Raw genomic sequence first — 23,302 nt, 5'->3', positions numbered from 1 at the left:
CGGGGGGACAAAGGGGCGGCGTGGCACGGGACAAAGAGCACCGCACCGGGCACCTGCACACGGCATGTGACGAACGCCACAGCGCCCGAACGGGCTCCGTGATGTTCTCGTGATTACCGCCGAGAGCGGACGGGAAGTGCTTGCTGTGGTCGAGGCCGCAGTGCCTTCACGGCCCAGCCTTAGGGGGAGAATCCCATGCAGAGTCTCAAGCGCCCTGGTCGTTCCGCGTCCACGCGCCAGCAGCCGGTCGCCGAGCCCGAGCCGGAGGGCGTCGAACCCGACGCCTGCGAGGTCGAAGAACTCGACGCCTACGACACCTTCGAGATGTACCGGGTGATCTGCCCGGACTGCGCGCAGCCGATCGCGCTGCTGGCGGACGAAGAGATCCTTCCGGAGCACGCGCTGTGCGCCTCGCCGTGGAATCCGTTCGGGCTCACGGTCTGTGCGGGCACGGGCCGCACGGCGGCCGAGGCCCGGCCCGCGGACGAGTCCTTCACACCGCAGGAGCAGGACACCGCCCTGCTGCTCACGCTCCCCCAGGGTCTGAACTGGCGGACGCAGCCCTTCTCGCACGTCGGCGGCCCGGGCTCGCGCCCGATGCGCGTACCGGCGAGCCGCCAGGCCGCCTGAGTCCCTGAAGACCGGCCGGGCTCAGTCCCAGTAGCTGCCCTGCACCATGGCGCGCAGGCTGTCGTGGTGCAGGATCAGTGCGTCCGGGTCCGCGGGAACGGCGACTTCACCGAAGTACGCCTGGCGGTAGGCGATGCGCAGCATGACGATCGCGTGCCGCAGGGCGGCGTAGAGGGTGTAGAAGTCCATGTCCTGCGGGGTGTGGCCGGTCAGGCGTGCATAGCGGTGCTCGACGCGGTCGCGGCGCAGGAAGTCCGGCAGTCCGCGCTGTCCGGAGGCGACCGTGAGGTCGTGGAAGAAGCGGTGCAGATACACGGTCCAGCCGAGGTCCACCTCGCGCGGGGCCGGGGCGGCCATCTCCCAGTCGAGGACGGCGACGGGGTCGAAGCCGTCGTAGACGACGTTCCCGATGCGCGCGTCTCCCCAGGTCAGGACGGGTGCGCCGGGCTCGTGCGGCCACAGCTGCTCCAGGCGGTCGAACGCGGCCTCGATCAGCGGTGAGCGGGCGAGCCCGTCGATCACCCAGGAGTAGTAGGCCCGTTGGGCCGTCACGTGCCGGCGCAGGGCCTCGCCTTCGCCCGGCAGCGCCAGGAACTCGGCCTCCCTCGGCGGGACTTGGTCGTGCAGCCGGGCGAGCAGGGCGACCGTGGCGGCTTCCAGGCGCTCGCGCTCCGCGCCGCTCGCCGCGTGCAGCCAACTGCCCTCGTACGTGTACGGCATGACATCGGGAGGTACGCGTCCGGCGACCCTCTCCATGACGAAGAACGGCGCCCCGAGCGGTTGCGGGTCCTCCTCCAGCCACAGCACCCGGGGCACCGGAAGGTCGGTGCGGTCGGCCACGAGCCGCAGGGTGCGGTACTGGCGGGCCATGTCGTACTCCGGGAAGACGGGGTACGCCGCCGGGTCCGCCGCGAGCCGCAACGCGCAGGAGCGCACCGGCGGTTCGGGGTGCTCGATGTCGAACAGCAGGGTCTCGCTGGACATGCCGTTGGTGGCCGGGACGGTGACACCGACGGCCTTGGCCCCGGGCAGCCGGGTGCCGAGCCAGGCGGTGAGGCGCCGGGCGAGGTCCTCGGGGTCTCGGGTGCCGGTGCGCGGACGCGGTGCCGTGGCCATCTCGTCCTCCCTCAGGGTGCGACCGAGTCGAAGCCCGTGAAGCCGCTCGGGTCGTGCCGGCCGAACGATCCGTGCTCGAAGATGCCGTAGCCCGTCTGTCCGTCCATCCGGAAGCGGGCGGAGTGGTCGGTGACGCCATAGGCGGCGAGGGGGTGCGGCGCTGCCATGTCGTACGTACGACGGTCGACCCACCCCCGGCCCTGCCACGTGCCGTGCTGCCAGTCGTCGGCCGGCGGATAGCCCGCGCCGACCGCGAGCGGTGAGGAGGCGAGGATCTCCACCTCCAGCTCCTGCGGTTTGCGCGGGTCGCCCAGGTGGATGACGGCGCGCTCGGGGTGGCGGGTGCCCGGCCGGTACGTGATCTCGGCCTGGGGCCAGCCCAGTTGGCGGTCGCGGTGGCCGGGGCGGACCAGGGTTGCGTCGTTCAGGGAGCGGTGGCCGTCGGCGTCCTCCTGGGTGATGACCATCAGGAAGCGGTCCTCGAAGCGGACCGGACACCAGATCCAGTGGAACCCCTCGGTCGGGTGCTCCGCGGCGAGCCGGCCGCCGTCCTCGCCCGGAACCGGCCGCACGCCCCAGCTGCGGTCCCGGGTGCCGGTCCAGTGCTCCGAGGAGACGTCGAACTCCGCGCCGCCCGCCCGGATCACCCCCTCCACCGTGCCCGCCTGGACGAACCGGCACCCCTCCAGGGTGAGCCTCTCGCCCCGGCGCTGGAGGTGGTGCGGCTCCCACAGGGCCGGGAAGGCGGCGGTCCAGGTGAGGTCGTACGACAGCTCGTCCTCGCAGACCAGACGCAGCTGCCGCAGCGGCTCTCGGACCTCGATGCGCAGCGGGCCGACCTCAAGGCGCATCCGGTCTTCGCCCAGCGCGTCCGAGGTGCGGACGGCGTGCAGGGTGTCCCCGGTGCGCAGGGTCGCGTAGGCGTCGATCACTCCCAGGTTGGGGTAGGCCCCGAGGCCGAGGATGAGCAGGGCGCGGCCGGCGTGGTCGAAGACGTGGAAGATGCAGCGGTCGTAGGCGTTCCGGTCCCCGGTCGCCACCTGCTTCATGGACAGCGGCACCTGGTGCACGGGGTACTCGTCGAGCGGTACGGGACGGTCGTCGGCCACGGACACCCCCTGGAAGACGGTTCGCTGACGGTACGTCAGACAGTCGCGGGAGGCCAGAGCGGGAACAGGACGTCCCTGGACTCACGCTCGATTCAGCGGAGCGGTGACCTGCCCGGGACCTTCCGCGTTGTCCGGGTATGACCCCCACGTACTGGGCAACCGGGCGTCAGCGCCTCATCTTCGCGCCGCGCCCCGCAGAATCGGTTCCGCCGCCTTTGCCGCAGGACCCGCCCATCTACCGTGACCTGATGCGCACCTGGGCCGACCGGGGCCGCACGCTGCCGGGCCGCCACGACCCGGAGTGGATCAGGCTGGCGGCCCCGACGGTCCTCAGGGGGCAGTTCAGCGACCCTCCGGTCCTGCCACGTGACGGGCGATGACCATCCGCTGGATCTGGTTGGTGCCCTCGACGATCTGCAGGACCTTGGCCTCGCGCATATAGCGCTCGGCCGGGAAGTCGGCGGTGTAGCCGTAGCCGCCGAGGATCTGCACGGCGTCCGTGGTGACCTTCATGGCCGCGTCGGTGCAGTGCAGCTTGGCCATCGCGGCCTGCTTGGCGAACGGCTTGCCCGCATCGCGCAGCCGGGCGGCCGCGAGGTACAGCGCCCGGCCGGCCTCGATCTGGGTCGCCATGTCGGCGATCATGAAGCGCAGGCCCTGGAAGTCGGCGATGGGGTGGCCGAACTGCCGGCGCTGGGTGGCGTAGGCGACCGCCTCGTCCAGCGCCGCCTGGGCCAGGCCGATGGCGCAGGCCGCGATGCCGAGCCGTCCGGAGTCGAGCGCGGACAGGGCGATGGAGAAGCCCTGGCCCTCCTCGCCTATGCGACGGCCGTCGGGGACGCGCACGCCGTCGAAGTGGACCTGGGCGGTCGGGCTGCCCTTCATGCCCATCTTCTTCTCGGGCGCCGCACCGCTCAGCCCCTCGGCGTCGCCCGGCACCAGGAAGGCGGTGATCCCGCGCGGGCCGTCCTCGCCGGTGCGGGCCATCACGGTGTAGAAGTCGGCGATCCCGCCGTGCGTGATCCAGGCCTTGGTGCCGGTGATCACCCAGTCGTCACCGTCCCGGACGGCCTTGGTGCGCAGGGAGGCCGCGTCCGAGCCGGAGGACGGCTCGGACAGGCAGTAGGCGCCGAGCAGGCCACCGCCGAGCATCGCGGGCAGGTGCTCGACCTGCTGCTGCTTGGTGCCGTAGGCGGCGAGGGCGTAGGAGGCGAGCGTGTGCACGCTGACACCGAGGCCGACGGTGAGGCGGGCCGCGGCCAGCTCCTCCAGGACCTGGAGGTAGACCTCGTACGGCTGGTCGCCGCCGCCGTACTCGGAGTCGTACGGCAGGCCCAGCAGCCCTGATTCGGACAGCAGGGTGAAGATCTCTCGCGGGAAGCGTCCGGCGTCCTCTTCCTCGGCCGCCTTCGGCGCGATCTCGCGCTGTGCGATCTCACGGACGAGCGCGAGCAGATCTCTCGCCTCTTCCGTGGGCAGCTGACGCTCCACCGGCTGCGGTTCGCGGTCGGACATGGCGTCGGTCTCCTCCCTGTCGGGCAGCGGCGGTCTGGCCCGCGGGTGGGGGCGGCTCCGCCTGATCGTCCAAGTGGGCCGAAGGCGCCCGCTTCCGGGTCTCGGAGGCGGCTGACCAGCGGCTCTGTGCCGTGAGTATGCCCGATCGGCGACCTCACGTCACCAGTTAACGACCGCTTACTTCAAGAATCCAGCGGGAACTTCCGGCGCTCCCGAAATTGGTCCGAACCATTGACCAAGTGGTCTAGTCCTCCTACTGTGCATGACCAACGCCTTACCGCGTTCATGCCAATCGGCGCGCGTTCCCCTCTCCCCCACGAGGAGCCACCCGATGCACACTCCCCACCGCCCCCGCGCCCGGTTCCGGGCGCTTCTCGCCGCCGCCTGTTCCGCCGCCCTCGGCGCCGCACTGCTGGCCGGCGCGGACACCGCGACCGCGGCCGCCCCCACGGCCCCGCAGCTCAAGGCCTCGAAGGTCGTCGGCTACTTCACCGAATGGGGCACCTACGACCGCAAGTACTACGTCAAGAACATCGAGACCTCGGGCTCCGCGGCCAAGCTGACCCACATCAACTACGCCTTCGGCAACGTCACCGGCGGCAAGTGCGCACTGGGCGACTCCTACGCGGCCACCGACCGCGCCTACACGGCGGCCGAGTCCGTCGACGGCGTCGCCGACACCTGGGACCAGCCGCTGCGCGGCAACTTCAACCAGCTGCTGAAGCTGAAGAAGAAGCATTCCGGCCTGAAGGTCCTGTGGTCCTTCGGCGGCTGGACCTGGTCCAGCGGCTTCGGCGAGGCGGCGAAGAACCCGGCCGCCTTCGCCCAGTCCTGCTACGACCTGGTGAAGAACTCCAAGTGGGCGGGCGTCTTCGACGGCATCGACATCGACTGGGAGTACCCGAACGCCTGCGGCAACACCTGCGACACCAGCGGCCGGGAGGCCTTCAAGAACGTCATGGCCGCGCTGCGGTCGAAGTTCGGCTCCGGGAACCTGGTCACGGCGGCGATCACGGCCGACGGCACCAGCGGCGGCAAGATCGACGCGGCCGACTACGCGGGCGCGGCCCCGTACGTGGACTGGTACAACCCCATGACCTACGACTACTTCGGCGCCTGGGACCCGGCCGGCCCGACCGCTCCGCACTCCCCGCTGAACTCGTACTCGGGCATCCCGAAGGCGAACTACTACACCTCGGCGACCATCGCCAAGCTCAAGGGCCTCGGCATCCCGGCCGGCAAGCTGCTGCTCGGCATCGGCTTCTACGGGCGCGGCTGGACCGGCGTCACACAGGCGGCACCGGGCGGCACGGCGACCGGCCCGGCGGCGGGGACGTACGAGCAGGGCATCGACGACTACAAGGTGCTCAGGACCAAGTGCCCGGCGACCGGCACAGTGGGCGGCACGGCCTACGCCAAGTGCGGCAACGACTGGTGGAGTTACGACACCCCGGCGACCGTCGCCACGAAGATGACGTACAAGAACCAGCAGGGCCTCGCAGGCACCTTCTTCTGGGAGCTGAGCGGCGACACGGCCAACGGTGAGCTGATCAGGGCGATCAACTGACCCCACAGCGGGGGGACCTGGGAGCGGAGGACCACGAGCCTCCGCTCCCGGCCGTCAGCCCTCGCGGCGGGCCGGCGGCGGGGCCGTATAGGACGGCTCCAGTTCCTCGACGGCGCGCAGGGCTCCGCCGAGCGTCTTCACGAGCAGGTCGCGCATGGTGTCGCGGGAGAGTCCGGGGCGGTCGATCCAGTCGAGGGTGGCCCCCTCGACGCTGCACACCCAGGAGAGCAGGCCCATGCGGGCCAGCGGAGCGATGTCGCTGCGGCCGTAGGCGCCTTCCGCGATGGTGGCGATGATCGCCTCGCGCACCCCGTCCCGGATGGCGTGCACCTCGGTGTCGAAGCCGACTCCGCCGCTGACAATGGTGCGGTAGGCGGCCTGGTGGTGCTCGGCGAAGCGCAGGTAGCTGTCGATGGTGCGATGGACGCGGTCCACGGCGGGCAGTTCGAGGCCGCTCGCGGCGAAGGTGACCAGATCGGCGACGGAGTCCTGGATGATCGCCAGGTAGTAGCCGCGCTTGGACTGGAAGTAGTAGTAGATCAGCCCCTTGGCGACATGCGCCTGCCGGGCGATGTCATCCATGGACAGCGCGTCGTAGGACGTGTCGGCGAACAACTTCCGCCCGATGGCGATGAGTTCGGCGCGACGCGCCACAGAACGCTCGGTGCCGCGCACCCGGGGACGGACGGCGGCACGCTGTTGACGCATATTCAATTTCGACCCTGGTCTAGGCGGTCGGCGGGACCTTCGCAGTATGTCAGAACAACTGGGGCCGGTCGGGTGAAGCGTCGGTGCGCAGCCGCGCGGGCCGTCGGCTCAGAGCAGACCCAGCTGGGTCACGAGCATCGCGATCACCGCGACGAGAACCCAGCCCATGACGTGCTCGAGGATCTTCGGGCCGTCTTCCTGGGGGCCGCCGGTGCGGACACGGGTGGCGGTGGCCGGGTGTGCGGTCATGGTTTCTCGCAGAGGTCGGACGTACGGAGTGGAGTCCCCCCACCCATTTGTCCACCTTGCCACCCGCGACGGTGTTTGCGGCAGAGATGTTGCTCACACAGGTCGGATCAGCGCACGCCCACCGCCGCGAGCGCCTTGCGCTGCCGCGGGTTCGGGTGGGTCGGGAAGTAGAGATAGCAGACCCCTCCGGTGCCGGAGACGACCTTGCCGGAGGCGTTGTACCGCTTGGTCCGCAGCCAGATGTTCTCCCACTCCCGCCGCAGATAGACCCGCCGTACCGCCTCGTCGCCCGGCGAGGCCGGGTCGTTGGCGATCACGTCGCCGTCGGCCGTGAAGCCGATCACCGTCATCAGGTGACCCGAGGTGCCGTAGCCGGCGCCGGTCAGCTCGGTCCTGAGGAAGGACTGGGACGTTATGGCCGGGATGCCGGCCGCGATCAGCGTCTCCAGGTCGGTGAGCGAGTCGAGCCGGGTCACCACGCCCTGGAGGTGCCTGAACGTGGCCGCGTAGGCGGCGTTGAACGGCCAGTTGCCGCAGCCCTGGTACTGGTAGTCGTAGGTGAAGCGGGCCGCGTGGTCCACCTGCGGGTCGGCGTAGGACGGGTCGACCCAGGACAGCTGCTCAGGGGTGAGCCGGCCGCCCCAGTACTCGACGATCATCTGCGAGGAGGTCGGGCTGCACCAGGCCTCGCCGCCGTTGTCGTACTCCGGGTACTGGCCCTTGTGGATCTCCTGCGAGTAGCGCGGGACGCTCAGCTCCTGGGCGAGGCCGGGGGTGGAGGGCGGGACGGTGAAGCGGTCGGGGATGTCGGAGCCCATGGCACCGAGCCGCCACACGATGGGGGTGAGGCGGGTGCCCGGCCTGCGGTAGAGGGTGAGGCGCAGCCGGTACGAGGCAAGGCGCAGGCCGGTGCTCGCGTCGTCGATGGCGAAGGTATCGGTCCAGACGGCGCTCTTGCCGTCCTTCTGGCCGTCCACCGAGGTCCGCTTGATGTCCTGGTCGCCTGCCGCCCAGCGGCCCATCACGTACCAGGGCGTGGCGGTGCCGTCGGAGTAGGTGCCCTGGAGCTCGACCTGGAGCCAGGTGCCGTCCGGGGTGTGGGCGTTCCAGGAGGCGACGACCTCGGTCGCGGGCACGTCGAGCCGGTGCACCGGGGCGGTCCAGGTGGCGTACTCCCAGGTGGCGGTGGTTCCGGTGTGCGGGTCGGTGTAGTCGGTGGAGCCCTCGGGGGCGCCGATCACGACACCGGGGCGGGGGCCGTGGACGGCGCGGACGCCCTGGGCGGTGCCGCAGCGCCAGTCGCGGTACGTCGTCCAGGCGTGGTAGTCGACGGGGCGGGCCACGGCCTGGCCGGGGTCGTCGGCGTCGGGCGCCGGTGCGGTGGCGGCGGCCGCGGGTACGGCTCCTGAGGAGACCGCCGCGGCCACGGCGGCGGCGAGGACGGTTCTGCGCGAGGGCTGCTGGGCTCTGCTCATGGGCGCGGTTACCCCCAGGGGTCCGGGTCGGGGCGGGGCCGGTGCACGGTTGTGCGCCAACTATGGAGCAGGCGGCATGCCCCTGCCAGCACTTCGGCGCATGCCACGCCACGAATATTGGTCTGGGCCACTGGAGGGGCGCCCGTGAGCGTGCCGACCGGGGGCGGGTGTCGCTCACCGGCGCTGGCGGGGTGCCGCTGCGAGCGCCCCATAGGGGCGCGGGGCTGTGTCGATGTGCGGCTCCGCCGCGTGGGCGCGACCAGCCCCCACGCACCCGCACCCGCACCCGCACCCGCACCCGGTGCACACCTCGGTCAGATCAGGTCCATCGCGGCGACCTCGTCGGGGCGGCCGTAGCTGACCGGTCCCTGGAAGCGGCGGCGGGCGGTGGCGAACCACCAGACCGTGGCCACGAGCAGCACGGCGGCCAGCGCGATCGGCGCGTAGTTGAAGGAGTCGACGGTGATCGGCGAGGCCTGCGGCAGCATGAACAGGACGCTGCTGAGCAGGATCCAGGTCACCGCGAGCCAGCCGATCGGCTTGCCCCAGCGCCCCAGGTGCCAGGGCCCGGCCTCGAACTCGTCGCCGAGCCGCAGCCGCAGGAAGATCGGCACGGCGTAGGCGAGGAAGAGCCCGACCACGTTGACGCTGACGATGGCGGTGAACGCCGTGTGCGACCACCAGCCCGGCACCACCAGGGCGAGCGAGCAGCCCACCGCCAGCCACACCGCCTTGACCGGGGTGCGGGTGCGCAGCGAGACCGAGTGCCACCAGCGGGAGCCGGGCATGGCGCCGTCCCGGGAGAAGGCGAAGATCTGCCGGGTGTTGCTGGTGAGGTTGGCGAGACCGCAGAAGAGCATCGCGCCGATCACGATGAGGAGCATCACCTTGGCAGTGCCGAGGCCGAGGCCGTCGATGAGAATCTGGACGGGTGGGGCGGAGGAGCTCGCCACCTTGTTGTAGTCACTAATGCTGTAGACCAGTGCCAGCATCAGGATGAGACCGGTGATCGCCGAATAGCCGACGGCGCGGGTGATCCCCTTGGGGGCGTTGACCGTCGCGCGGACCGTTTCCTCGGACATGTGGAAGCTGCCGTCGAACCCGGTGAAGGTCCAGCTGGTGACCAGCAGACCGAGCATGCCGCCGTAAAGGCCGCTCGTGAAGCCGGTGTTGTTCTCGAAATGCGTCACGAAGGAAGCCGACTGATGATGATCGGGCATCACTATGAGTGTGCTCACGATCACCACGAGTCCGATCAGCAGCCACCACACGGAAATCCGGTTCAGTACCGCGACCAGCTGGACGGTGTAGGTGTTGGCAAGGCCTTGCAGCACGATGATCACGGCCGTGATCAGGACCGTCTGGTGCGCGGTCGCCCGGTACGAGGGCCACTGCAGGGCGATGAAAGCCTGGACGAAGGTCGCGGCCGCATAGCCGGTCGCCGCGGTGCCGCCGATCTGTCCCACGAAGTTCAGCCAGCCGGTGAACCACGACCAGGCGCCCTTGTGCCGCTTGGCGAGTTTACCGGCGGAAAAATACAGCGCACCGCTCGTCGGATAGGCGGAGGCGACTTCCGCCATGGCCGCGGCGATGAACAGCACCATGACGGAGACGCCTATCCAGCCGAACACCAGAATACGGGGGCCGCCCGCGTTCATACCGTATCCGAAGGACGAGAAAATACCCGAAAGGATATTGATGATGGTGAAGGAGATCGCGAAATTGTCGAACGCCTGGAAGCGCCGGGTGAGTTTCCGCGGATAGCCCATCGCATGCAGGGTCGCGTCGTCGTCGAGGGCGGCCGGGTCTTCTCCCCCGCGGGCCTTCGCCCGTGGAGCCGATATCCGTTCCGACACTGATCGACCTTTCTCTTGGTGGGGGGGCAGAGCAGGTGCGGGGGGGGTCAGGCAGGTCCCGGGACAGGCAGGCCGCAGGCGCGGCGGGCCCGGGAGAGCTGCTCGGCGGGGTCGCCGAAGGCGCTCCAGGGCATGCGCGAGGCGTACGGGCCCATCGCCGCGAAGACCGCCCGGGCCTCGAACTCGCGCTGGCCCATGACCAGCGCATGCGCGAGGTAGGCCAGGTCGAGCACCGGGGTGAAGCGGTAATCGGCCACCGCGGGCAGCCAGTTGTGGTAGATCGCCAGTGCGGTGGAGCGCCACTGAGGTTGTTCCCAGACGCGGTCGGCGAGCAGTTGGGTGGGGTTGTAGCTCTCCACCAGGGCCACCAGCGGCAGCAGCCTGAGGGCGGAGTCGGCGGGCGCCCGCTGGCTGAGGAAGGCGGCCACGTCCCAGGCGGCGTTGACCGAGCCGCCGTAGCGGGTGAAGAAGCACGACAGGAAGCGGTGGTGGCCTTCGCGGTGCCACGGGTCCAGGGACAGGACGTGCGCGAACAGCCGCCAGGGGCCGCGCGGTGCGGTGAGCAGCCCCTGCGGGGCGGGGTCGCGCAGCCGGTGCAGCCGGGCCATGGCGAGCTTCGCGACCCAGGGGGTGGGGTCCTCGGGGGCCGTGGCGGCGGCCCGGTCGCAGGCGGCCAGCGCGATCCGCTCCAGTGCCTCGGCCCGCTCGTCGCGCGCGTCGGCGGCGCGGATCGCCCGCTGCACCGCCACCCGGGCCCACATCAGCGCCGCCTCGGGCGTCGGCTCCTCGGCCAGCCAGCGCTCGACGAGGTCCGTCCCGGCCGCCTCGGAGGCCAGCACCAGCGAGCGGTGGGCGCGCAGGGCGAAGTCGGAACGGGTCTCGGCGAGGGCTTCGCAGGCGCTCAGATAACGCCCGGCGCGCACATCGACGCATACGCTCGCCAGGCCACGGTCGTCGGCCGCCGGATGCCATACATAGTGCCCTTCGAATAACCCCGCGGCCATGTTCCCCTGTCCGTCCCCGTATGGCGCATCGCAGTTGCGCAGGAGGCACCTTACTCACCAGTCGGCTCACCGGGAACAGCCGGGTTTCACATATCGGTCAACCGATTCGGCGGATTAATCCGTTTGATTGACCGGCCGACAGCCAGTGGTTCAAGAAGTGACGTTTCCCGGCCCACTGGTCCAGTCACTATGGGCCACTACTAGACTGTTTCCGGAAAACACCCCACACGGCACCACACCTCAGGAATCGCCATTCACGACCTCGCCGCCCGGCTGCGCGGGCTTCCCCCCTCCCTGGGAGCGGTCCGGCTCGTCGCTGTCGACGGGCACGCCGGCTCCGGAAAGTCCACCTTCGCCGGGCGCCTGGCCGCCGCGCTGGACGGGGCACCGGTGCTGCACCTGGACGACATCGCCAGCCACGAGCAGCTCTTCGACTGGACCGAGCGGCTCCTGTCCCAGGTGATCGGCCCGCTCTCCCGCGGCGAGACCGCGCATTACACCCCCTATGACTGGCGCGCCCGCGCGTTCGGCGCACCGCGCCCGTTGCCGCCCGCTCCCGTGGTCGTGATCGAGGGGGTCGGCGCCGGACGCCGGGCACTGCGCCCGTATCTGGCGCGGCTGCTGTGGATGGAGCTGCCCCACGAGGAGTCCTGGGCACGCGGACGGCAGCGGGACGGTGCGGAGCAGCGGGAGTTCTGGTCCGGGTGGGTCGCGGCGGAGCGCGCGCACTTCACCGCCGACCCTTCGCGCCCCCATGCCGATCTTCTGGTACTCCAGACACCGGAGGGGTACGAGGTGCTGCCGGGGCCTGCGACGACGGTTGGACCGGACCACGAGGTCACCCACCGTGATGGACCGTCCGCAGTGTGCTGAACTCGTGAAGACCCTTGCGGGGGAACTTCTTTGAGTGCCTCGACGCCGCTTGACCCGGGGGCCGTACAGGTCTTACGTTCTCAATGTGCGGCCATTCGGAGCCGCCCCACAGACGCGAAGCCCCCGGTTGTTCCCCCGTGATCGGGGGCTTCGTTCTGCCCTGAGCCTGTTTTCCGGGCGCCCCGCGCACCGATTCGCTCACCCTCGGTCACCGGCGCGTGTGCGCCCCGTCTGCTCCCACCTCGTCAAACGGCCCGTGCGGCACCCTTCGGCGGGCGGTCGTCCCACGGGTACGATGCCCTCGGTGCGACCTTCGAGCGGCTGCCTCGCGCACCTGCAACTCCGGTCCGCGGCACAGCGGTTCGACCGCGGCGGCCGCCGGGCGACTGCCCGGTGGTGAACCAACGGGGGCACGGTCTGTGGGGGACGTGATGGACTTCGGCACGCAGGGCCCCGAGGCCCCCGCCGACCTCGCCTGGCTGCGAGGCGTGGACGCCTACACGATGGGTGCCTATCCGCAGGCGGAGGAGGAGTTCCGCGCCGCGGTACGGATGGATCCGGGGATGGCGGACGCCTGGCTCGGGCTGCACGCGCTGCGGGTCGACACGACGACCGCACTGCTGAGGATGTTCCGGCACCGGGACCGCTTCGGGGAACAGCGCACCCGGCACCGCCGGAGCCTCAACTCCTGGTACTGGCTGGGCTGGTGGGTGCAGCCGGTGCTGGAGAGCCCGCGCGATCTGCTGCTGGCGCACGCCTCGCACTGGCTGGACGGGCGGCACGTCCCGGAGCTGGACCGGGCGCTGGCCGGGCTGCCCCCGGTGGACACCGATCCGCAGGTGCGCTTCCTGCACGCCTGCCGCGCCTATCTGGTCAAGGACTGGGACCAGCTGGTCCGGCACACCGACCCGCTGCTGGACGATCCCATGCTCGGCATCGAGGCGGGTCTGTTCGGCGGCATGGCCCGGGTGCGGCTGGAGACGTACGGGCAGGCGGAGCCGCTGCTGTCGGCGGCCCTGATGCGCTGCCGCAGCGAGCAGCCGCAGCGCAAGGAGCTGCGGTACTGGCTGGCGCGGGCGCACGAGGGCACGGGGCGCAGTGCCGCGGCGCTGCCGCTGTACCGGGCCGTGCACCGGGTGGATCCCGCCTTCATGGACACCACGGCCCGGCTCGCCGCCATCGCCGAGGGCGACGGGTACGACGATGCGGCCGACTTCGCGGCGATCACGCTGACCGGCGCCGGGCAGGACACGGTGGACGGGCCGGACACGCTCGATCCGCTCTTCGGCGGGGAGGGGCGGGACCTGCGGCTGCCGGAGCCCGACCTGCCGACCGGGCCCCTCCCGTCGGTCTCCGATCCGGCGGTGCGGGTGAAGAGCGGTGTGCCGTCGCCGTCCTCACCCCTTCCGGCCGGCCCGACCGACCCCGCGCTGCTCGAGGAGGCGCTTGCCGAGCTGGAGCGGATGGTGGGTCTTGAGCCGGTCAAGCGCCAGGTCAAGGCGTTGTCCGCACAGTTGAACATGGCCCGGCTGCGGGCCGGGCAGGGCCTGCCCGTGCAGCCGCCGAAACGGCACTTCGTCTTCTCCGGTCCCTCGGGCACCGGGAAGACCACGGTCGCGCGGATCCTGGGCCGGGTCTTCTACGCGCTGGGACTGCTCGGCGGCGACCACCTCGTGGAGGCCCAGCGGGCCGATCTGGTCGGCGAGTATCTGGGGCAGACGGCCGTGAAGGCCAACGAGCTGATCGACTCCGCGATCGGCGGGGTGCTGTTCGTGGACGAGGCGTACTCGCTGTCCAACTCCGGGTACGGCAAGGGGGACGCGTACGGCGACGAGGCGTTGCAGGTGCTGCTGAAGCGGGCCGAGGACAACCGGGACCACCTGGTGGTGATCCTGGCCGGCTATCCGGAGGGCATGGACCGGCTGCTCGCCGCCAACCCCGGGCTCTCCTCCCGGTTCACCTCGCGGGTGGACTTCCCCTCCTACCGGCCGCTGGAACTCACCGAGATCGGCAAGGTGCTGGCGGCGGAGAACGGGGATCTGTGGGACGAGGAGGCGCTGGAGGAGCTGCGGTCCATCGCCGGGCACGTGGTGGATCAGGGGTGGATCGACGAGTTGGGCAACGGGCGGTTTCTGCGGACGCTGTACGAGAAGAGCTGTGCGTACCGGGATCTGCGGTTGTCGACGTATCCCGGGGTGCTGTCCCGACAGGACCTGGCCACGCTGCGTCTGCCGGACCTGATGCAGGCGTACGGGGAAGTGCTGTCGGGGCGGGGGCCGCAGGATCCGTCGGCCATGTAAGTGCTGTGCGCCGGGGCTGGGCTTCGCTCGCCCGCGCCGGCGGGGTGCCGATGCGCCCCCTGAGGGGCGCGGGGAACTGCGCGATCAGCCCCCGCGCGCCCCGCAGACGGGGACGGCGCTAAGTGGCCAGTGCCCCCTCCGGTTCTCCGCTTGCCCTCGGCTCGGAGAGCTTCGGCTCCGGCGTCGGCCTGTGCGCCGGGTCCCGTACCTCACCCACCAGCAGCTCGAGTACGTCCTCCAGGGCCACCAACCCCAGCACCTTGCCGGAGGCATCCGCGACCTGGGCCAGGTGGGTGGCTGCCCGGCGCATGACCGTCAGGGCGTCGTCCAGCGGGAGTTCCGCGCGCAGGGTCGTCATCGGACGCCAGACGTGCTGGGGGACGGCACGCTCGGAGTCCTCCAGGTCCAGGACGTCCTTGACGTGGACGTATCCCATGAAGGCGCCCGTCTGGACCGCCACCGGGAAGCGGGAGTAGCCCGTGCGGGCCGTCAGCCGGACGATCTCTCCCGGTGTGACCGACGGAGCCACCGTCACCAGGGACTCGCGCCGCAGCAGGACGTCCGTCACCGGGCGCGAGCCCAGTTCCAGCGCGTCCTCCAGCCGCTCCTGCTCCTCGGGGTCGAGGAGGCCCGCCTGGCCGGAGTCCTCCAGCAGCCGGTTCAGCTGCTCGCTGGTGACGACCGCCTCGACCTCGTCCTTGGGCTCGACGCGGAAGAGCCGCAGGATGCCCTGGGCGCAGGCGCCGAGGGCCACGGTGATCGGCCTGCACAGCCGGGCGAAGTACACCAGGCCGGGGCTGAGCCACAGCGCGGCCTTCTCCGGGGCCGCCATCGCGAGGTTCTTCGGGACCATCTCGCCGATCACCAGGTGGAAGAAGACCACGCCGGCGAGCGCGATCACGTACCCCAGCGGGTGGATCACGCCGTCCGGGAGGTGCATCGCCTCGAACACCGGTTCCAGCAGATGGGCCACGGTCGGCTCGGCCACCGCGCCGAGCGTCAGGGAGCAGACGGTGATGCCGAACTGCGCGGCGGCCATCATCTGCGGCAGCCGCTCGAGGCCGTACAGCACCTGGCGGGCCCGGGCGGTGCCGAGCGGTTCGATCTGGCTGCGGCGGACGGAGACGAGCGCGAACTCGGCGCCGACGAAGAAGCCGTTGGCGAGCACGAGCAGCGCGGCGAAGACCAGTTGGAGGACGCTCATCGGACGGCCTCCATGACGTTCACCGCCGGGACCGTCCTGACCAGGCGGACCCGTTCGGCGCGGTAGTGACCGACCTGGCGGACGGACAGCCGCCAGCCGGGCAGTTCCGCCCGGTCGCCGGGGGCCGGGATGCGGCCGAGCAGGTCGGCCACCAGGCCGGCGACGGTCTCGTACGGCCCCTCGGGCACGTCGAGACCTATGCGCAGGAGGATGTCGACGCGGCAGCTGCCGTCCACGTCCCAGGCGGGCCTGCCGTCCTCGGGGGGTGCGGCGGCCAGTTCGGGCACGTCGTGGCCGTCGTGCTCGTCACGGACCTCGCCGACGAGTTCCTCGACGATGTCCTCCAGCGTGACCACGCCGGCCGTGCCGCCGTACTCGTCCACGACGACCGCGATGGGCTGCTCGCTGCGCAGCCGGGCGAGCAGGGGCTGGACCGGCAGGGTCTCGGGGACCAGCAGCGCCTTGCGGGCGATCCGGCCGACCGGGGTGCGCAGCCGGTCGTACGGGGGGATCGCCAGCGCGTCCTTGAGGTGGGCCATGCCGACGATCTCGTCGATCTTCTCCCGGTAGACGGGGAAGCGGGACAGGCCGGTGGCCCGGGTGAGGTTGACCACGTCCTCGGCGGTCGCCGAGTCCTGGAGGGCGCTGACCTTCACGCGCGGGGTCATGACGTGCTGCGCGGTCAGGTCGCCCAGGGACAGGGTGCGGACGAACAGGTCGGCCGTGTCCTGCTCCAGGGCGCCGGCCCGGGCCGAGTGCCGGGCGAGGGAGACCAGTTCGCCCGGGGTGCGGGCGGAGGCCAGTTCCTCGGCGGGCTCGACGCCGAGCGCGCGCACCAGCCGGTTGGCGACCGTGTTGAGCGCGGCGATCACCGGGCGGAACAGGCGGGCGAAGTGGTGCTGCGGCCCGGCCACGAACCGGGCGACCTGCAAGGGCTTGGACACCGCCCAGTTCTTGGGCACGAGTTCGCCGATCACCATCTGGATCGCGGAGGCGAGCAGCATGCCGACGACCACGGCGACACCGGAGGCGGCACCGTCCGGGATGCCGAGCGCGACGAACGGGCCGCGCAGCAGCCCGGCGAGTGCCGGTTCGGCGAGCATGCCGACGACGAGGGAGGTGATGGTGATGCCGAGCTGGGTGCCGGAGAGCTGGAAGGAGAGTTCCTTCAGCGACTCGACGACCGTACGGGCGCGTTTGTCGCCGTCGGCGGCCGCCTTCTCGGCGTCCGGGCGCTCGACCGTCACCAGGCCGAACTCCGCCGCCACGAAGAAGCCGTTGGCGAGGATCAGCAAAAACGCGGCTCCGAGGAGCAGCAGGGGGATGGTCATGCCGCCGCCTCGGTATGTCGGGAGGGGGCGGCGCAGGTACTACAGGACGATCCGTCCATCGCTGGAGGGAGTCACTCCTCGGGTAGCAGGGGGCCTCTGAGGACCGGGTGGCACATCAGTGGCGGAGGCGCTCCGAAAACGCCTCCGCCAACAGATTAATCAAGACATGGCCCTCTACGGCAGATCCGCCGTCGAGTGGACCTCGGCGAGCGCCCGGAGAGCCTTCGCGTCGGCGATGGCGCGCTGCTTGGCGATGCCCGGCTGGATGCCGAGCGCGGGCAGGCTGGTGCCGTCGCTGAGGTTGAGAAACACCCAGGGGTCGCCCGGCCGGAGGTTCACCTGGAGGATCTCCGCCCAGGCCAGGCGCCGCTTGCTGGCGATGTTGACGACGGTGACACCGGAGTCGTCGGCGACGACCTTCACCCGGGCCAGCTGGGCCAGCACCCAGAAGATGAGCCCGCCGGTGATGATGAAGCTGAGCCGCTCCCCCGGGCCGAGCTGCTCCAGCAGCATCGCGATCCCGGAGATCACCAGGAAGATCGCGGCACCGGCGGTGAGCAGGATCGCCCGGGTGTGGCCCGGCCGGAAGGTGACGGGAAGGCCGGGCAGGGGGGTCTGGTCGGACATGGTCGTACGGCCCCTCAGAGGCGGCAGGCGTGGATGGCCGTGGTCAGGATGGCCCGGGCGCCGATCTCGTACAGGTCGTCCATGATCCGCTGCGCCTCCTTGGCCGGAACCATGGCACGGACAGCGACCCAGCCCTCGTTGTGCAGCGGGGAGACGGTCGGCGACTCCAGGCCCGGGGTCAGGGCGACGGCCTTCTCCAGCTGCTCGACCCGGCAGTCGTAGTCCATCATCACGTACGTCCGCGCGACCAGGACGCCCTGGAGGCGGCGCAGGAACTGCTGGACCTTCGGCTCCTCGCCGTCGGCGCCGGTGCGGCGGATGACGACGGCCTCGGACTTCATGATCGGCTCGCCGAAGACCTCCAGGCCCGCGTTGCGCAGCGAGGTGCCGGTCTCGACCACGTCGGCGATGACCTCGGCGACGCCCAGCTCGATCGCGGTCTCGACGGCGCCGTCGAGGTGGACGACGGAGGCGTCGACGCCGCTGTCGGCGAGGTGCCCGGCGACGATGCCCTCGTAGGAGGTGGCGACCGTCCTGCCCTTCAGGTCCTCGACGCCGTTCGCGGTGCCCGGCTTGGCGGCGAAGCGGAAGGTGGAGCGGGCGAAGCCGAGCGGCAGGATCTCCTCGGCGTCGGCTCCGGAGTCGACCAGGAGGTCGCGGCCGGTGACGCCGATGTCGAGGCGGCCGGAGGAGACGTAGATGGCGATGTCGCGGGGGCGGAGGTAGAAGAACTCGACCTCGTTCGCCGGGTCCACGATCCGCAGCTCTTTGGACTCGCGGCGCTGCTGGTAGCCGGCCTCATGCAGCATCTCCGCCGCAGGGCCGGACAGTGAACCCTTGTTGGGGACGGCGATGCGCAGCATGAGGTCGGCTTCCTTCGCGTTCGGGGGACGTGGTTCTGCAGAGGGTGGGGTTTACAGGTGGGCGTAGACGTCGTCCAGGGAGATCCCGCGGGCGACCATCATCACCTGGACGTGGTAGAGCAGCTGCGAGATCTCCTCGGCGGCCGCCTCCTTGCCCTCGTACTCGGCGGCCATCCAGACCTCGGCGGCCTCCTCGACGACCTTCTTGCCGATGGCATGGACGCCCTTGCCGACCAGCTCTGCGGTGCGGGACGTGGCGGGATCGCCGTGGGCGGCCTTGTGCTGCAGCTCGGTGAAGAGCTGCTCGAACGTCTTCTTGGACATGGTGAGCCCCACCCTACGCGCTCCGTGTGTTACCTCAGTGCCAGGGTTCAGATACTGAGCGGAGCGTGGCTGCCGTCGCCACCGCTGCCGTCACGGCCTCGTGCCCCTTGTCCTCGTCGGAGCCCTCCAGACCGGCGCGGTCCAGCGCCTGCTCCTCGGTGTCGCAGGTGAGCACGCCGAAGCCGACGGGAACCCCGGTTTCGATGGAGACCTGGGTGAGGCCCTGGGTGACGCCCTGGCACACGTAGTCGAAGTGGGGGGTGCCGCCGCGGATGACGACACCGAGGGCGACCACCGCGTCGTAGCCGCGGCCCGCGAGGACCTTGGCGGCGACCGGCAGCTCGAAGCTGCCGGGGACCCGGATGAGGGTCGGCTCGTCGATTCCCAGGTCGTGCAGGGCGCGCAGGGCGCCGTTCACCAGACCGTCCATCACCTTCTCGTGCCACTGCGCCGCGATGACGGCGACCCTGAGGTCGCTCGCGTTGCGTACGGACAGTTCCGGTGCACCCTTGCCGCTCACGTCTCTCCTAAGTGCCTTCTTGCTTACTGGTTGCCGCAGGTGGACACGGTGGGCGTGTCCAGCCAGGGCAGGTCGTGCCCCATCCGGTCCCGCTTGGTGCGCAGGTAGCGGAGGTTGTGCTCGCCGGCCTGGACGGGCATCGGCTCGCGGCCGGTGACCTTCAGGCCGTGGCGCAGCAGCGCGTCGGTCTTGTCGGGGTTGTTGGTCATCAGGCGGACGCTGCGTACGCCGAGGTCGGCGAGGATCCGGGCGCCCGCGCCGTAGTCGCGGGCGTCGGCGGGCAGGCCGAGTTCGAGGTTCGCGTCCAGGGTGTCGCGGCCCTGCTCCTGAAGCTCGTAGGCGCGCAGCTTGGACAGCAGGCCGATGCCGCGTCCCTCGTGTCCGCGCAGGTAGACGACGATTCCGCGACCCTCCTCCTGGATGCGCTCCAGGGCGGTGTCCAGCTGGGGACCGCAGTCGCAGCGCAGGGAGGCGAAGACGTCGCCGGTGAGGCACTCGGAGTGGACGCGGACCAGGACGTCCTCGCCGTCGCCGATCCGGCCGTGGACGAGGGCGACGTGCTCGACGCCGTCGACGGTGGACCGGTAGCCGTAGGCGGTGAAGGTGCCGTGCGCGGTGGGCAGGCGGGTCTCGGCCTCGCGGCGGACGGTGGGCTCGCTGCTGCGGCGGTAGGCGATCAGGTCCTCGATGGAGATGATCGTCAGGCCGTGCTTGCGGGCGAACGGGATCAGTTCGGGCAGGCGCAGCATCCGGCCGTCCTCGCCGGCGATCTCCACGATGGCACCGGCCGGGCGCAGGCCCGCGAGCCGGGCGAGGTCGACGGCGGCCTCGGTGTGGCCGTTGCGGACCAGGACGCCGCCGGGCTTGGCACGCAGCGGGAAGATGTGGCCGGGGCGGACGAAGTCGGATGCCTCGCAGGTGCCGCCCGCGAGCAGCTGAAGCGTCGTCGCGCGGTCGGCGGCCGAGATTCCGGTGCTCACGCCGTGTGCGGCGGAGGCGTCCACGGAGACGGTGAACGCGGTCTTCATGGACTCGGTGTTGTCCTCGACCATCTGCGGCAGCCGCAGCCGGTCCAGCTCGTCGCCCTCCATGGGGGCGCAGATCAGGCCCCGGCACTCGCTCATCATGAAGGCGACGAGCTCGGGGGTCGCCTTCTCGGCGGCGATGACGAGGTCGCCCTCGTTCTCCCGGTCCTCGTCGTCGACGACCACGACCGGCCGGCCGGCCGCGATGTCGGCGATGGCCTGTTCGACGGGGTCGAGCCTGAAGTCCTCGATGCGGTCGGTGCCGTGGAGCAGGGATGCCGAGATCATGCCGGCGCTCCTTCCAGAACGGGCTGCGGGCTCTTGCTCGAGCGCAGCCACCAGTCGCGCATGCCCCACAGGACGAGTGCGCCGTAGATGACGTAGACGAAACCGGAGAAGGCGTAGCCGTTGGCGAAGTTGAGGGGTACGCCGACGAGGTCGACGAGCAGCCAGGCGAACCAGAACTCGACCATGCCCTTGGCCTGGGCGTACATGGCGACGATGGTGCCGACGAAGATGTAGGCGTCCGGCCAGGGGTCCCAGGACAGGGTCGGGTAGGCCTTGAAGAGCAGGGCCACGGCGACAGTGCCCGCCGCGGCGGCCGCGACCATGGCCGCGCGCTCGCGCCAGGTGGCGAACCGGGGGGCGATGTGGCCGTCCTCGGACCGGCCCTTGGTGCGCTGCCACTGCCACCAGCCGTACAGCGCGACGGCCATGACGACGGCCTGCTTGCCGGCGCTGCCGGCCAGATGGCCGTAGAAGGCGGAGAAGAGGACGAGACCGGAGAGGAACTGGACCGGCCAGGTCAGCAGGGAACGGCGCCAGCCGAGGGCCAGCGTGATGAGGCCGAGGATGTTGCCCACCATGTCGGACCAGATGATGTGCTGGCCGAACAGGGTGAAGGCCTGGGAGTTGAGCCAGTTCACCGGCCGGCCCCCTGACCGGCCGCGAGCAGCCGCTCCACGTACTTGGCGATGACGTCGACCTCGAGGTTGACCGGGTCGCCGGGCTGCTTGTGGCCGAGCGTGGTCAGGTCGAGGGTGGTCGGGATGAGGCTGACGGTGAAGTGGTCCGGGCCGGCCTCGACGACGGTGAGGCTGATGCCGTCGACGGTGATGGAGCCCTTCTCGACGACGTAGCGGGCGAGGTCCGCGGGCAGCGAGATCTTGACGATCTCCCAGTTCTCGGACGGCGTGCGCGCCAGCACCTGCCCGGTGCCGTCGACGTGCCCCTGCACGATGTGCCCGCCGAGGCGCGCGCCCACGGCGGTGGGGCGCTCCAGGTTGACGCGGGAGCCGACGGCGAGCGCGCCCAGGCTGGAGCGGTTCAGGGTCTCGGCCATGACATCGGCGGTGAACTCGTCGCCCTCGTGGTCCACGACGGTGAGACAGACCCCGTTCACGGCGATGGAGTCGCCGTGCTGCGCGCCCTCGGTCACGACGGGGCCGCGAAGCCGGAAGCGGGAGGCGTCGCCGAGGTTCTCGACGGCGGTGACTTCACCCAGCTCTTCGACGATTCCGGTGAACACTTCCCGGGTCCTCCTGCCTCATGGGGGCACGGACTCCGGGGCCTGTCGATGACGACAGAATGAACGGGTGAACACACCGGTGGCGACGCCGAAAAGGACCCGTCCGTATACGGACGAGCCCAGAGTCGGCGGCGCGCATGAGTGCATGCTCGCCCGCCGCGCACTGCCTCCCATCCGGACTTTAACCGTCGGTCCAGGAATTTCACCTGGTCAACCGGCCGCTGGAAGCGACCGGGTCGCGGACTGTAACCGCCGGTTCGGACTTTCACCGACCCCGGAGTGCGCTGCTTCTGGTACAGGGCCAGTGTGCCACGCCGGGTGGCCGTCCAGACAGGCGAAGTGTGTGGGCTCCCTCACAGTGCATGCCGCTGGACTTGCGTGGAGGTACCGCGCCTGTCAACTGCCGCGTGAAGAGCATGGGTTGACCTTGGTCCGGACCCATTGACCATGCTGGTCTAGTCCTTTTAGGGTGCGGGCGGGCCCGGTGGCGGTGACGACGGCCCTTGCCCGCCGCCGGGTCTCGTCAGGGCTCTGACAGGGCTCTGACAAGGTGAGCCCATGACGATGCCGACGCTCGCCGACGAGTTCGAGTCCCACCGCCCCCGGCTGTTCGGCCTGGCCTACCGCCTGCTCGGCTCCGCACAGGAGGCGGAGGATGCGGTGCAGGACGCGTATCTGCGGTTCAGCGGCGCCGACCGCGCGGCCATCGAGCACCCGGCGGCGTGGCTCGCCAAGGCCGTCACCAACCTCTGCCTGAACCGGCTGACCTCGGCCCGGGCACGCCGCGAGGAGTACGTCGGGACCTGGCTGCCGGAGCCGGTGGTCACCTCCGACGGCGCGCTCGGGCCGCTGGAGTCCGCTCAGCGGCGGGAGCAGGTCTCGCTCGCGGTGCTGGTCCTGCTGGAGCGGCTGACGCCCACCGAGCGGGCGGTGTACGTGCTGCGCGAGGCGTTCGGGTACGGCCACCGGGAGATCGCGGACGTCCTGGACCTGAGCGAGGCCAACTGCCGTCAGCTGTACCGGCGGGCGGCGCAGCGGGTGGCCGTGACGGAGTCCCGGTTCGAGCCCGCTCCCGAGCGGCGGGAGGAACTGGTCACGTCGTTCATCACGGCGGCCCGGGAGGGTGATCTCGCCGGCCTGGAGAAGCTGCTTGCAGCGGACGTGACCTGGTGGGGCGACGGCGGCGGCAAGGTCTCGGCGGCCCGGCGGCCGATCGAGGGCCGGGAGAAGGTCGTCCGCTTCCTGGTGGGCGGCAGCCGGCGGTTCGGCGCGGGGCTGGAGTACACGGTGGTGGAGATCAACGGCGCGAGCGGACTGGCCGCGTGGGCGGACGGCACGCTGGTCGGGGTCGCCGAAATCGAGCTGCGGGACGGGCGGATCGCCCAGGTGCGGGCCGTGACGAACCCGGACAAGCTGGAATACGTACGCCGGCAGCTCACCCGCCCGTAGCCGGGCCGGGCGGGGCTTGTCACATTTCA

22 protein-coding genes and 1 riboswitch are annotated in these 23,302 nt (G+C 70.8%); of the genes, 5 read left to right on the top strand and 17 right to left on the bottom strand.

The features are described 5' to 3' along the window. The first annotated feature begins 195 nt into the window (after positions 1-195). Positions 196-630, top strand: a complete 435-nt coding sequence (locus AQI88_RS13180) for a hypothetical protein (protein WP_066997019.1) — start codon at positions 196-198, stop codon at positions 628-630. 21 nt (positions 631-651) lie between these two features. On the opposite strand, the gene AQI88_RS13175 is transcribed toward AQI88_RS13180, so the two are convergent. The 3 genes from AQI88_RS13175 to AQI88_RS13165 all read right to left on the bottom strand — a co-directional run bounded on the left by AQI88_RS13175 (position 652) and on the right by AQI88_RS13165 (position 4,370). Continuing rightward, entirely contained in the window at positions 652-1,746 is a 1,095-nt protein-coding gene (locus AQI88_RS13175; protein ID WP_066997017.1) for a phosphotransferase family protein, read from the bottom strand. A gap of 11 nt (positions 1,747-1,757) precedes the next feature. Further along, entirely contained in the window at positions 1,758-2,855 is a 1,098-nt protein-coding gene (locus tag AQI88_RS13170) for an Rv3169 family protein (protein WP_066997209.1), read from the bottom strand. A gap of 342 nt (positions 2,856-3,197) precedes the next feature. Next, on the bottom strand, positions 3,198-4,370 hold the full coding sequence (locus AQI88_RS13165; protein WP_066997014.1) for an acyl-CoA dehydrogenase family protein: 1,173 nt from the start codon (positions 4,368-4,370) through the stop codon (positions 3,198-3,200). 331 nt (positions 4,371-4,701) lie between these two features. Between AQI88_RS13165 and AQI88_RS13160 the strand changes: the two genes are divergently transcribed. After that, positions 4,702-5,937, top strand: a complete 1,236-nt coding sequence (locus tag AQI88_RS13160) for a glycoside hydrolase family 18 protein (RefSeq protein WP_066997011.1) — start codon at positions 4,702-4,704, stop codon at positions 5,935-5,937. Positions 5,938-5,991: 54 nt separating this feature from the next. Here AQI88_RS13160 and AQI88_RS13155 read toward each other — a convergent pair whose 3' ends face one another. The 5 genes from AQI88_RS13155 to AQI88_RS13140 all read right to left on the bottom strand — a co-directional run bounded on the left by AQI88_RS13155 (position 5,992) and on the right by AQI88_RS13140 (position 11,229). Next, positions 5,992-6,645: a TetR/AcrR family transcriptional regulator gene (locus AQI88_RS13155; RefSeq protein WP_066997009.1), complete on the bottom strand. Its 654-nt coding sequence runs from the start codon at positions 6,643-6,645 to the stop codon at positions 5,992-5,994. 108 nt (positions 6,646-6,753) lie between these two features. Next, on the bottom strand, positions 6,754-6,894 hold the full coding sequence (locus AQI88_RS44975) for an SCO1431 family membrane protein (protein ID WP_107118539.1): 141 nt from the start codon (positions 6,892-6,894) through the stop codon (positions 6,754-6,756). A gap of 107 nt (positions 6,895-7,001) precedes the next feature. Further along, entirely contained in the window at positions 7,002-8,369 is a 1,368-nt protein-coding gene (locus tag AQI88_RS13150) for a peptidase C39 family protein (RefSeq protein WP_066997006.1), read from the bottom strand. 314 nt (positions 8,370-8,683) lie between these two features. Continuing rightward, positions 8,684-10,225, bottom strand: a complete 1,542-nt coding sequence (locus tag AQI88_RS13145; RefSeq protein ID WP_066997003.1) for an amino acid permease — start codon at positions 10,223-10,225, stop codon at positions 8,684-8,686. 47 nt (positions 10,226-10,272) lie between these two features. Then, positions 10,273-11,229, bottom strand: coding sequence for a hypothetical protein (locus tag AQI88_RS13140; protein WP_066997000.1), 957 nt, complete (start codon positions 11,227-11,229; stop codon positions 10,273-10,275). 252 nt (positions 11,230-11,481) lie between these two features. Here AQI88_RS13140 and AQI88_RS13135 point away from each other — a divergent pair, with 252 nt between their 5' ends. Continuing rightward, complete coding sequence (locus AQI88_RS13135) at positions 11,482-12,102, top strand: uridine kinase family protein (protein ID WP_079057538.1); 621 nt, start codon at positions 11,482-11,484, stop codon at positions 12,100-12,102. 431 nt (positions 12,103-12,533) lie between these two features. Further along, the gene (locus AQI88_RS13130; RefSeq protein ID WP_066996994.1) at positions 12,534-14,402 is read left to right on the top strand and encodes an AAA family ATPase; all 1,869 of its coding nucleotides are present in this window, start codon (positions 12,534-12,536) and stop codon (positions 14,400-14,402) included. A 118-nt stretch (positions 14,403-14,520) separates the two neighbouring features. On the opposite strand, the gene AQI88_RS13125 is transcribed toward AQI88_RS13130, so the two are convergent. From AQI88_RS13125 to AQI88_RS13085, 9 genes are all read right to left on the bottom strand, one after another. Then, positions 14,521-15,606, bottom strand: coding sequence for a hemolysin family protein (locus tag AQI88_RS13125; RefSeq protein ID WP_066996991.1), 1,086 nt, complete (start codon positions 15,604-15,606; stop codon positions 14,521-14,523). Further along, complete coding sequence (locus AQI88_RS13120) at positions 15,603-16,937, bottom strand: hemolysin family protein (RefSeq protein WP_066996988.1); 1,335 nt, start codon at positions 16,935-16,937, stop codon at positions 15,603-15,605. Before AQI88_RS13120 ends, AQI88_RS13125 begins: the two co-directional genes overlap by 4 nt. 174 nt (positions 16,938-17,111) lie before the next feature. After that, complete coding sequence (locus AQI88_RS13115) at positions 17,112-17,564, bottom strand: PH domain-containing protein (RefSeq protein ID WP_066996985.1); 453 nt, start codon at positions 17,562-17,564, stop codon at positions 17,112-17,114. Between the two features lie 14 nt (positions 17,565-17,578). Then, positions 17,579-18,427, bottom strand: coding sequence for an ATP phosphoribosyltransferase (hisG, locus tag AQI88_RS13110; RefSeq protein WP_066996982.1), 849 nt, complete (start codon positions 18,425-18,427; stop codon positions 17,579-17,581). 51 nt (positions 18,428-18,478) lie between these two features. After that, a complete protein-coding gene (locus AQI88_RS13105) occupies positions 18,479-18,751 on the bottom strand; it encodes a phosphoribosyl-ATP diphosphatase (protein WP_059248197.1) in 273 nt (90 codons plus the stop codon). Between the two features lie 34 nt (positions 18,752-18,785). Beyond that, positions 18,786-19,271, bottom strand: a complete 486-nt coding sequence (ribH, locus tag AQI88_RS13100) for a 6,7-dimethyl-8-ribityllumazine synthase (RefSeq protein ID WP_066996979.1) — start codon at positions 19,269-19,271, stop codon at positions 18,786-18,788. Positions 19,272-19,294: 23 nt separating this feature from the next. Next, positions 19,295-20,584, bottom strand: a complete 1,290-nt coding sequence (locus AQI88_RS13095) for a bifunctional 3,4-dihydroxy-2-butanone-4-phosphate synthase/GTP cyclohydrolase II (RefSeq protein WP_066996976.1) — start codon at positions 20,582-20,584, stop codon at positions 19,295-19,297. Further along, a complete protein-coding gene (locus tag AQI88_RS13090; RefSeq protein WP_066996973.1) occupies positions 20,581-21,222 on the bottom strand; it encodes a nicotinamide mononucleotide transporter family protein in 642 nt (213 codons plus the stop codon). The genes AQI88_RS13095 and AQI88_RS13090 overlap by 4 nt, the downstream gene beginning before the upstream one ends. Further along, positions 21,219-21,824: a riboflavin synthase gene (locus AQI88_RS13085; RefSeq protein ID WP_066996968.1), complete on the bottom strand. Its 606-nt coding sequence runs from the start codon at positions 21,822-21,824 to the stop codon at positions 21,219-21,221. The genes AQI88_RS13090 and AQI88_RS13085 overlap by 4 nt, the downstream gene beginning before the upstream one ends. A gap of 156 nt (positions 21,825-21,980) precedes the next feature. Then, positions 21,981-22,111, bottom strand: a riboswitch (FMN riboswitch). A gap of 271 nt (positions 22,112-22,382) precedes the next feature. On the opposite strand from AQI88_RS13085, the gene AQI88_RS13080 reads away from it, so the two are divergent. Then, the gene (locus AQI88_RS13080; RefSeq protein WP_107118538.1) at positions 22,383-23,273 is read left to right on the top strand and encodes an RNA polymerase sigma-70 factor; all 891 of its coding nucleotides are present in this window, start codon (positions 22,383-22,385) and stop codon (positions 23,271-23,273) included. Positions 23,274-23,302: the final 29 nt, after the last annotated feature.

Origin of the sequence: Streptomyces cellostaticus (genome assembly GCF_001513965.1) — a bacterium.
Taxonomy (GTDB): Bacteria; Actinomycetota; Actinomycetes; order Streptomycetales; family Streptomycetaceae; genus Streptomyces; species Streptomyces cellostaticus.
This window is presented reverse-complemented; position numbering and strand designations above follow the sequence as displayed.